General features: G+C 31.7%; 12 protein-coding genes. 3 read left to right on the top strand and 9 right to left on the bottom strand.

All coding sequences use genetic code 11. The features are described from left to right. Positions 1–180: 180 nt before the first annotated feature. On the bottom strand, positions 181–1,053 hold the full coding sequence (fabD, locus tag ACH2CG_RS12355) for an ACP S-malonyltransferase (protein WP_395065635.1): 873 nt from the start codon (positions 1,051–1,053) through the stop codon (positions 181–183). Between the two features lie 137 nt (positions 1,054–1,190). Here fabD and ACH2CG_RS12350 point away from each other — a divergent pair, with 137 nt between their 5' ends. Beyond that, positions 1,191–2,822 carry a hypothetical protein gene (locus ACH2CG_RS12350; protein ID WP_395065633.1) on the top strand — a complete coding sequence of 544 codons (1,632 nt, stop codon included), beginning with the start codon at positions 1,191–1,193 and terminating at the stop codon, positions 2,820–2,822. An 81-nt stretch (positions 2,823–2,903) separates the two neighbouring features. On the opposite strand, the gene ACH2CG_RS12345 is transcribed toward ACH2CG_RS12350, so the two are convergent. The 7 genes from ACH2CG_RS12345 to ACH2CG_RS12315 form a co-directional block, all read right to left on the bottom strand. Next, on the bottom strand, positions 2,904–3,431 hold the full coding sequence (locus ACH2CG_RS12345; protein WP_395065631.1) for a YceI family protein: 528 nt from the start codon (positions 3,429–3,431) through the stop codon (positions 2,904–2,906). A gap of 273 nt (positions 3,432–3,704) precedes the next feature. Then, complete coding sequence (locus tag ACH2CG_RS12340) at positions 3,705–4,232, bottom strand: NADPH-dependent FMN reductase (protein WP_395065629.1); 528 nt, start codon at positions 4,230–4,232, stop codon at positions 3,705–3,707. Further along, positions 4,232–4,459, bottom strand: a complete 228-nt coding sequence (locus ACH2CG_RS12335; protein WP_395065627.1) for a (4Fe-4S)-binding protein — start codon at positions 4,457–4,459, stop codon at positions 4,232–4,234. The genes ACH2CG_RS12340 and ACH2CG_RS12335 overlap by 1 nt, the downstream gene beginning before the upstream one ends. Before the next feature lie 2 nt (positions 4,460–4,461). Beyond that, complete coding sequence (locus ACH2CG_RS12330) at positions 4,462–4,869, bottom strand: OsmC family protein (RefSeq protein ID WP_395065625.1); 408 nt, start codon at positions 4,867–4,869, stop codon at positions 4,462–4,464. Between the two features lie 2 nt (positions 4,870–4,871). Further along, entirely contained in the window at positions 4,872–5,153 is a 282-nt protein-coding gene (locus ACH2CG_RS12325; protein WP_395065623.1) for a GNAT family N-acetyltransferase, read from the bottom strand. 104 nt (positions 5,154–5,257) lie between these two features. Then, on the bottom strand, positions 5,258–5,974 hold the full coding sequence (locus tag ACH2CG_RS12320; RefSeq protein ID WP_395065621.1) for a pirin family protein: 717 nt from the start codon (positions 5,972–5,974) through the stop codon (positions 5,258–5,260). A gap of 191 nt (positions 5,975–6,165) precedes the next feature. Then, positions 6,166–7,383, bottom strand: coding sequence for a response regulator transcription factor (locus tag ACH2CG_RS12315; protein WP_395065619.1), 1,218 nt, complete (start codon positions 7,381–7,383; stop codon positions 6,166–6,168). A 205-nt stretch (positions 7,384–7,588) separates the two neighbouring features. Here ACH2CG_RS12315 and ACH2CG_RS12310 point away from each other — a divergent pair, with 205 nt between their 5' ends. Then, positions 7,589–7,768 (top strand): hypothetical protein, encoded by a 180-nt coding sequence (locus ACH2CG_RS12310; RefSeq protein ID WP_395065617.1) that lies wholly within the window; start codon positions 7,589–7,591, stop codon positions 7,766–7,768. A 267-nt stretch (positions 7,769–8,035) separates the two neighbouring features. Continuing rightward, positions 8,036–8,437, top strand: coding sequence for a hypothetical protein (locus ACH2CG_RS12305; RefSeq protein ID WP_395065615.1), 402 nt, complete (start codon positions 8,036–8,038; stop codon positions 8,435–8,437). A gap of 97 nt (positions 8,438–8,534) precedes the next feature. On the opposite strand, the gene ACH2CG_RS12300 is transcribed toward ACH2CG_RS12305, so the two are convergent. Then, on the bottom strand, positions 8,535–9,545 hold the full coding sequence (locus ACH2CG_RS12300; protein WP_395065613.1) for an IS30 family transposase: 1,011 nt from the start codon (positions 9,543–9,545) through the stop codon (positions 8,535–8,537). Positions 9,546–9,598 lie beyond the last annotated feature (53 nt).

Raw genomic sequence — 9,598 nt, 5'->3', positions numbered from 1 at the left:
AAACAAAATGAGCCCAATACAATATCGAGCTCATTATTATCAAAATTAATTATAAATTTGTCTAAACTTTTGGGTGCAGTCTAGGAATTTCGGAGTTTTTTACTATTTTTTATGTCTGAAATCTACAAAAGACTGCAAAACTGAAATCTGATAACAGAAAACGGTCAACTGAAAACTGAACTAAGCCGAATGCGTCTCAACTTCCTTATCAATTTTACCAACCAATCCAACCAATACTTTTCCTGGTCCAACTTCTGTAAATAAAGTGGCGCCGTCTTTTATCATTTGTTGTACCGATTGTGTCCATTTTACTGGCGCTGTCAATTGGATGATTAAGTTTTTCTTAATTTCGTCAGCGTTAGAAACGGCACTTGCAGTTACATTTTGATACACCGGACAAATTGGAGTTGAAAAGGTTGTAGCTTCAATTGCTGCTGCCAATTCTTCTCTTGCTGGCTCCATCATTGGTGAGTGAAATGCACCTCCAACTGGCAATAATAACGCTCTTTTTGCGCCAGCTTCCTTCATAGCTTCACAGGCTTTTTCTACTGCCGAAAATTCTCCAGAAATCACCAATTGTCCCGGACAGTTATAATTTGCTGCAACAACAATTCCGTCAATTGAAGCGCAAACTTCTTCTACTTTTTCATCGGCCAAGCCTAAAACTGCTGCCATTGTTGAAGGTGAAATTTCGCAGGCTTTCTGCATTGCGATTGCGCGTTGTGAAACCAATTTTAATCCGTCTTCAAATGATAAAGTTCCGTTGGCGACCAAAGCAGAAAATTCGCCCAATGAATGACCGGCAACCATTTCGGGTTTAAAATTCTCTAATGTTTTTGCCAAAATTACCGAGTGTAAAAAAACTGCTGGTTGCGTTACTTTGGTTTCTTTTAATTCTTCGGCTGTGCCTTCAAACATGATATCGGTGATTCTAAAACCCAATATTTCATTGGCTTTTTCAAATAATTCTTTTGCTACTGCTGAGTTTTCATATAAATCTTTTCCCATGCCTGAGAATTGTGCGCCTTGTCCTGGAAATAGGTATGCTTTCATTTGATTAGTTTAAAAGTTTAGTGTTTAAAAGTTTAAAGTTGTTGGCTGAAAACTGACGCAAAAATACTATTTTATTTAAATACTGTAACTTTATTTTAACATTTACGTCTAATAAAAGAACAAAATCTAACCCAACCATGAAAATCATTAAGGCTATTCTATTACTTATTATTGTTGCTTTTTTATTATTTTATTTCAATCTTCCAGTAATTAATTACGGATTTATTGCGCTACCAATAATTCTTTTAGTAGTTACCGTTTTTGGAATTGTGCTTTCTACAGGTGTTCAAATTTCTAAAGATGCCAAACAAGTTAAAATTCTTAAAAAACCTAGCAAACTATTTTTTATCATTTCTGGTTTGCTATTATTTTACATAACTGTTTTTCCACTATTGACAAGTCTTCCAATGTTTAGAAGCGAATCGTATAAAAACTTGATAGGAAAAGTGGCCGACGGAACAAAAATTTCCAATCATATTGCACCCATTTCAATTGACGAAATTAGAGTTGTTGATGAAGATTTGGCTTATTTACTCGGCGAAAAAATTCTAGGTTCGCAACCAGCTTTGGGAAGCCAAGTAGAATTAGGACATTTTTGTATTCAAAAAGTAGGGAAAGATTTATATTGGGTTGCGCCATTATTGCATTCAGGGTTTTTTAAATGGATGAACAATCAAGAAGGAACTGCTGGTTACGTTATGGTTTCTGCAACAAACGAACGTGATGTAAAATTGGTTCAGAATATTGCAGGTAAAGAAATCAAAATTAAATACCAACACGAAGCTTTTTTTGGTAGCCAAATAGAAAGACATCTTTACTTTAATGGATATGCAACTGTTGGATTAACCGATTATACTTTTGAAATTGATGATGAAGGAAAACCGTTTTGGGTTGTAACTAAATACGATAAAAAAATTGGTTTTGGTGGAAACGATGCTTCCGGAATTGTAGTTGTTGATGCACAAACAGGAGCAATGACCGATTATACAATTGGTGACGCACCAAAATGGGTTGATAGAGTGCAACCTATAGATTTTATTGAAGAACAATTAAACGATTGGGGCGAATATGTGCATGGTTATTGGAATTTTTCTAATGCAAATAAATTGCAAATCACCGAAGGATTGACTTTAGTTTACGGAAAAGACAACAAGTCGTATTGGTACACCGGATTGACTTCTGTAGGAAAAGAAGAATCGGCAGTTGGGTTTGTATTGGTTGACACAAGAACTAAAGAAACTACTTTTTACAAACAAAGTGGTGCAACAGAAATCGCAGCACAAGGATCGGCAGAAGGAAAAGTTCAAGAAAAAGGATACAAGTCGTCGTTGCCAATTCCGTATAATATTAATAACATTCCTACCTATGTAATGACGTTGAAAGACGATGGCGGATTGGTAAAAATGTATGCCATGGTTGCCATTAGCGATTACACCATTGTTGGCGTTGGAAACTCAATGAGAGAAACATTGACTTCGTTTAAAAGTGCTTACAATATGACTGGAAACAAATTGAATGCGGCAAGTTTAACCAATAAAAAGCAACTAAAATCTGTGGTAACCAGAATTACAAATGATGTTAAAAACGGAAATAGTTTTTACTATTTTACGACCAAAGATTATCCAAACATTTTTGTAGGTTCGTCTCAAATATCCAATCAATTGCCTGTGACTATTGTTGGTGACAGTATTAAAGTTTCGTTTGATGTAGATAATGAAGAAGTAATTGATGTTTCAACATTTGAAAATACTACGTTGAAAAAGAAGTAAAATCTATTAAATATTAGGTAAAAATAAAAACCTTGAATTTCGTAATGAAATTCAAGGTTTTCTTATTTAAAAAACAATTATTTATTGTTTCAAAAGTTGTAATTCTATATTCAATTTTACTTCTTCACTCACAAGAACGCCACCAGTTTCTAGTGCCGAATTCCATGTTAAACCAAAATCGGTACGGTTTATTTTTCCTGTAGCATTTAATCCTACTTTGGTATTTCCCCATGGATCTTTTAACAATCCGCTTACTTCTGTTTCTAGTTTTACCGTTTTAGTAACTCCGTGTAGGGTTAATTCTCCTGTTATTTCGTAATCGTCACCTTTTTTTACTAATGATGATGAAACGAAAGTTAGTTTTGGATTTTTTTCTGCGTCAAAAAAATCTGCGCTTTTTAAATGATTGTCTCTGTCTTTATTACCAGTGTTTATGGAATCGATATTGGCAGAAAATTCAATTGTAGTTTTTGTAAAATCGTCTTCTTCTGTTGTGATTGTTGCATCATACGTTTCAAACTTTCCTGATACATTGGTAAACATCATGTGTTTTACTTTAAAACCAATTTCTGAATGTGTTGGGTCAATTGCCCATTTAGTTGTAGCCATAATTTATATTTATTTTTTTATTACAATTTGATAGTACAAAGATATTGCTGTTGTAATGAAGCGGCACTTAACCTAGATTAAGAAATAGTTGTATTTAAAACTTGGGCACATAGCCCAGACAGTAATGAAAAGCTTTTTAAAAAGAAATGCCAATTTTTCTTGGTAGAAAAGAGCGACCAAAGAAGCTCCTTTTATGGCTTAGAAAAATGGTGTTTCTTTTTAAAAACTTGTAATGTATGGCTGGATTGGCTTCTAATTATTTTTAGGACAATTTTATAAGGTAATCGAGTCGATAATTTGGAGTAAGTCGTTTTTTAAATCTTTGTTTGTTATTCCATTTTCGGCATTAAAATTGTCGTTAAAACTTGGTAAAGAGAAACTTCCTTTCACGATTGCACCTTGAAAAGGAAAGCGTTTATTGGCAATTTCTAGCACCGAACTACCGCCACGAACGCCTGGAGAAGTTGCTAATAAAAGCATTGGTTTTTCCTGAAAAGTTTTACCGTTAATGCGCGACATCCAATCGAAAATGTTCTTGAAGGCCGATGAATAGGCACCGTTATGTTCGGCAAAGGAAATTACTACAAAATCGGAAGCTCCAATTTTAGCGTAAAAATCGTGTGCTAATTGCGGAATTCCATTTTCTTTTTCTTTGTCTGTAGAATAGATTGGCATTTCATAATTGTTCAAATCAAGGATTTCAACAGTTCCATTTTTAATTAAATGCGAAGCATAAGTTGCCAATTGTTTATTGATGGAATTTTTGCTTGATGAAGCTCCAAAAGCTAGTATTTTTTTCATTAAATAGTATTTTTATAATAAGATAGCGCTCCAGAAGGACACTTATTTATGGTTTCAATAATTTTATCGGTGGTAGAATTTTCTGGAAGAATCCAAGGTTTTTCTTTTGGATGAAAAACATCTGGATTGTTTTTTACGCAATTGGCAGAGTGAATGCACAAGGCGTTTTTCCATACAATAGTTACTTTGCCATTGCTGTATTCTTTGGTTAAATCGTTAGTTTCCATGGTTATAGGTTGGTGTTAATTGTCACTTTGTTTTTTAAAATTTTAGAAACTGGACATTTTTCGGCTATTAAAAGTAATCGTTCTTTTTGTACTTCACTAATTTCTGACGAAAAAGAAATGGTTCTAGAAATAGTGGTTTCTAGTTCTGGATTAATTTCTTGCGACATATTTAAAGCAATATTTATTTCGGGAATTTCCCAGCCTTTTCTATCAATATACATTCGCAAAGTTGATAAAGTGCAACCTGCAAGTGATGCTAAAAGTGTGGTATATGGATCGGGACCAAGGTCTTTTCCGTCAATACTTTCGGGTTCATCCATTAAAAGCGTTCCATTGCGCCATGAAATGGTACACAAGTATTTTTGTTTTCCAATGGTTCCTGTAATATCGTTTTCTAAAAGATTTGCCATAATTATAAAACGTCGCTAAATTGTGGATTTTTATCAAAAACACTTTTTGCAAAAGGACAAAGCGGAATAATTTTAATGCCTTTTTCTCGTGCGTACTCAATGGCTTTTACAACCATTTTCTTTCCAAAACCTTTGCCTTCATTTCCCGGATTTACTTCGGTATGATCGATGATTATTTTGTCTTCGCCAGCAAACACGAATGTCATTAATGCTTCTTGTTTCCCATTGATATCAATGTAAAAAGCACCGTTTTTATCATTGATTTTTAATTGTACTTCGTTCATGATTTTATGTTTTAAAACTTCAACATTCGCTATTGAAAATTTATTATTCAACATTTTTAACTTGGAATATTCAATAAAGAATTTCGAATGTTGAAATTTGGTATTTATTGCTCCATTGGAATTTCCATTAATAAAAACTTCGCGTCTGTTGAAGCTTTAATTTCTAAAGTTTCAAAATCTGTAATTCCCAATCCGTCACGAGTTTCTAGTTCTTGACCATCAACTGTAATAGTTCCAGAAATTACAAAAACGTACATTCCGTTTCCTGCTTTTTTAATTTGATAAGTTTTAGAGAAATCTTTGTCAAAATTAGCCAAATAAAACCAGGCATCTTGATGAATCCAAACGCCTTCGTCATCTGCATTTGGAGAAAGAATTTGAGCAAAATTATTTTTTTGTTCCGTTACTTCTAACGTTATTTGTTGGTATCTTGGTGTTACGTTTTTTGTTCTTGGAAACAACCAAATTTGGAATAATTTAGTGCGTTGGTCATTATTCGGATTGAATTCACTGTGGCGAATTCCAGTTCCAGCACTCATTACTTGTACGTCACCAGTTTTTATGGTTTCGGCATTTCCCATGCTGTCTTTGTGCGCTAAATCGCCTTCTAACGGAATGGTGATAATTTCCATATTATCGTGACCATGTTCGCCAAAACCCATTCCTGCAGCAACAGTATCGTCGTTTAAAACACGTAAAGTTCCAAATTGTACTCTTTCGGGATTGTACCAACTGGCAAAACTAAAACTGTGGTAAGCGTTTAACCAGCCGTGATCTGCGTGTCCTCTTGTGTTTGCTTTGTGTAAAACTGTATTTTTCATTTGTATATAAATTTAGTGATTATTATGATACAAATTTACGTTTGATGTAATGAAAATGTACTTAATGTAGATTAAGAAAAAAAGCAATATTTCAAATCCAGTTTTTTTGTTTACTCCTTTGTAAAATAATTTTTTATATTCCTGTAAATTGTAGAGTGATATTTTCTAGATTTTTTTTTAAAATCTCAAAATTATTTGATTTCTGTTCGATGTTCGATATCCAAAATTTCATAAATAATTTTTAAATGATATTTCACTGTGTTTTCTGAAATAAATAGTAAGATAGCAATCTCTTTATTAGATTTACCTTCTTGAATTAAACAAATAATTTCTTTTTGTCGTTCTGTTAGGTGAAATTTTGAAATGTCTAATCGCTTATTTCCTTTTTCATCTATCGCTTTAGTAAGTTGCTCAATATCATTATGGATTCGAATATTTTCATTTTCAACTAAGACTCTTTTTTGTTTGTTAATGACATATAATCGGCCTGATATTATTAATAATAAAATTAATATTGAAACAATACCAATCAAATAATACTGCACAATGCGTTCATTTTTTAGTTCTAATTGCTTTTTTTCTTCATCAATTTTCTTTTCCAAAATCTGTATTTTACCATTGTTGTTAGTTGAATTGTAGATAGAATTTAATGAATCATATTTTTTTTGTGATTCAAAAGCGTTTTTATAATCATCATTTTCGCGAAATTGTTTTGTAATAACTTCATACAAATACATTTCATATTTTAATATTTTGTATTTTTTTGCATACTGCATTCCTATTTCAAAAGCTTTATCTCGTTTATCATACAATTTCATCACATTGTACAATTCTACTTTTTTTCCATAAATATTTGGTGCATTTCTTGGTGTATTCTTTAATGCAATTGCTAAAGAAACATCATACTTCTTATCTGCTTCAGCATATTTTTTTTTCATCATTAGCAAATAACCTTCTTGCATAATTATCCAAGTTTTAGAATCTTGGTCTAAATATTTATAATTGGATGCGTACAACTCTTGCATCAACTTTCCAGCTAATGCATACTCATGCGTGTCAAAATAAACAAATGCTTTTTCAGCTTTTATACAATTTTCTATTGTTGCTTTTTTATCACTTTTTAAGCCTTCTTTCAAAGCTAAATCTAAATTATGTAATGTCTCTTCATAATTAAATAATCTCTTATAGGTATATGATTTTAAAATGTAAGCATTGTACTTTTCATAAGAAGTTTTGCTTTCATCAGATATAAAATCACTAATAAGTTTTATAGAATTTTCATATCTTAAAGCATCATTTTGCTTTGTAACTTCTTCTTCAAGAAGCTTAATATTTTTGATTTGTGCAGCCAGAGGAAAACAATAAAATATTGCAGCAATTATTATTATTAAAGGTTTTGTTAAATGCATATTAGTTTTTTTTCAAATATATATAAGAAATTTCAAATATCAATTTATTTTAATAAAATGTAATTTATTGAAAATCAAGTATTTGAATATGACTACCCATCGGGTAGTCATCTTAGCATTGAACAACTACCCGACAACTACCCGCGCAAAATTAGGTTTTGTTTAACAAGAAAATCAAATTTGTGATCTCTAAACAAAATAAAAAATGATGGAACAATTAAAAATTTTTTTGAGATTATTTTCTCTAAAAAGAGATGAGGTAATTTATACCTGCATTCAACGTAATATTCCTTTAACTAAAAAAAATATTGAAGAAGTGAGGGAAATAATACAGCAGAAAAAAAAAATAGAAAAAATGAAAAATTCGAATGCTAATTCAGTTTAACCCTATTGCAATTAAGTCAATAAAAGTTTTGCATTCATTAAATCATGATTATAAAAAAACAATAGAAACATTTGTTGAAAAATATTTTAGAAATAATAGTAAATTCACTTGAAATCTAAATTATCATTAGTAAATAGGCAGTCGGGCGAACAAAATTTGCAAAATGTATTGGGTTGAATTCAATAGTAATATTATTCTCATACAATCATAGTTTGCTTGGTTTGCTCTCAATAAAAACAATTAAATTATTAACCTAAGTCTAAATTTATGAATTACAAAAAAAACAGAATCGCTTTTGCATTATTCTTCTTGTGTACAGGAAGTGTTTTTGCTCAGGAAGGTTTCGTAAGTGCAGGCGGTGATGCCGCTGGAAGTAATGGAAGCGTGAGCTTTTCCATTGGACAAATATTTTACAAAAATGATGTTGGTACTAATGGCTCGTTCAACGAAGGTATTCAACAACCAAGTTTTTCTAATCTAATTACTTATTATCTAGATGCTGACGCTGATGGTTTTGGAAACCCTAATAATACCATTGTTGCATCCGGCTTACCTCAAGGTTATGTGACTTTTGGAACCGATTGCGACGACGCAAACCCAGCAATAAACCCTGGCGCTGTTGATGTATGGCGGATTCAAGTATCTAACGCAACATCGTTAGTTATTTAGTTAGTATCAAAAATAGCATTTTTCGTTTAAAATCTGCTTAATTTTAGAATAACTTTTTTGGCTTTTTAAATTAGCCAAAAGTTATTTCCAAAATTAGCTAGAGGCAACCCTTATGGCTATTGATTTCTTGTGTCATTTGTTCCTTTGGAGTTCTATATCCAAGTATTTTTTTGGGTCTGTTATTTAGGTTGTTTTCAATATGTTTTAAATGTTTTTCCGATATATTATTGAAGTCAGTTCCTTTAGGTAAAAATCGTCTGATTAATCCATTTGTGTTTTCGTTAGTTCCTCTTTCCCAGGAGGAATATGGATGTGCGAAAAAGATGTTCATTCCTGTATTATTAGTTAGCCATTTATGATTAGTCATTTCCATTCCGTTGTCGTAAGTCATTGATTTAGTGATAAATTTAGGCATTGTATTTAATATTTCAGCAAATTGGTAAGTTACAGTTTCGGATTTTCTATTTTCTAATTTTACTATAAAAGTGTATCTGGTTTTTCTCTCAACAATTGTACCTATGGCACTTTTTTGTCCGATTCCAATCATTAAATCACCTTCCCAATGTCCGACTTCAAGTCTTAGTTCTACATGATCTGGTCTATCATCTATACTTACTTGATCTTTTATTCTTGTTTTTTTTGTTCCAAATTTTCGTTGTTTACGTCTTTTATGATGATGATAGGGCAGAAGTTTTATTAATTTCTGAGCTAATTTAGTTTGTCTATGTCTATAAATATAATTGTAAATTGACTCGTGCGATATGGACATTGTTGGATCATTAGGATGGATTATTTTCAATCTTCCTGCAATTAGTTCTGGACTTGTTCCAAGTATTAAGTTTCTGAAAATAAATATTTTAAGTCTTGGATTGTCATTTATTTTATCAGAACAATGTTTGTATTTATTGGCTTCTAATGCGTACCAATGAGCTAAGTCAGCTTTATAAATATCTGTAGGTTTTAAAACCCAAGTATTTACTTCTCTAGTTATTGTTGTTCGATTGCGTTTGAGCTGATTTGCGATGTAGTTTTTGCACTTACCTTCTTGGAGTAAAGTTTCAATTACAACTCGTTCTTTAAACGATAATCGTTTGTGTTTTTTTTCCATAATTCAACAAAGATAAAATTTATCATTTGTTGCGTTAGGTTTTTGAATTCTCC

Origin of the sequence: Flavobacterium sp. (assembly GCF_043778725.1) — a bacterium.
Taxonomy (GTDB): Bacteria; Bacteroidota; Bacteroidia; order Flavobacteriales; family Flavobacteriaceae; genus Flavobacterium.
Note: the sequence above shows the minus strand (reverse complement) of the source record. Positions and strands in the feature narration are given on the sequence as shown.

Bases quoted from the DNA above. Each gene is read 5' to 3' on its own strand.
- fabD (WP_395065635.1), bottom strand. From the start codon at position 1,053: ATGAAAGCATACCTATTTCCAGGACAAGGCGCACAATTCTCAGGCATG.
- ACH2CG_RS12350 (WP_395065633.1), top strand. From the start codon at position 1,191: ATGAAAATCATTAAGGCTATTCTATTACTTATTATTGTTGCTTTTTTA.
- ACH2CG_RS12345 (WP_395065631.1), bottom strand. From the start codon at position 3,431: ATGGCTACAACTAAATGGGCAATTGACCCAACACATTCAGAAATTGGT.
- ACH2CG_RS12340 (WP_395065629.1), bottom strand. From the start codon at position 4,232: ATGAAAAAAATACTAGCTTTTGGAGCTTCATCAAGCAAAAATTCCATC.
- ACH2CG_RS12335 (WP_395065627.1), bottom strand. From the start codon at position 4,459: ATGGAAACTAACGATTTAACCAAAGAATACAGCAATGGCAAAGTAACT.
- ACH2CG_RS12330 (WP_395065625.1), bottom strand. From the start codon at position 4,869: ATGGCAAATCTTTTAGAAAACGATATTACAGGAACCATTGGAAAACAA.
- ACH2CG_RS12325 (WP_395065623.1), bottom strand. From the start codon at position 5,153: ATGAACGAAGTACAATTAAAAATCAATGATAAAAACGGTGCTTTTTAC.
- ACH2CG_RS12320 (WP_395065621.1), bottom strand. From the start codon at position 5,974: ATGAAAAATACAGTTTTACACAAAGCAAACACAAGAGGACACGCAGAT.
- ACH2CG_RS12315 (WP_395065619.1), bottom strand. From the start codon at position 7,383: ATGCATTTAACAAAACCTTTAATAATAATAATTGCTGCAATATTTTAT.
- ACH2CG_RS12310 (WP_395065617.1), top strand. From the start codon at position 7,589: ATGATGGAACAATTAAAAATTTTTTTGAGATTATTTTCTCTAAAAAGA.
- ACH2CG_RS12305 (WP_395065615.1), top strand. From the start codon at position 8,036: ATGAATTACAAAAAAAACAGAATCGCTTTTGCATTATTCTTCTTGTGT.
- ACH2CG_RS12300 (WP_395065613.1), bottom strand. From the start codon at position 9,545: ATGGAAAAAAAACACAAACGATTATCGTTTAAAGAACGAGTTGTAATT.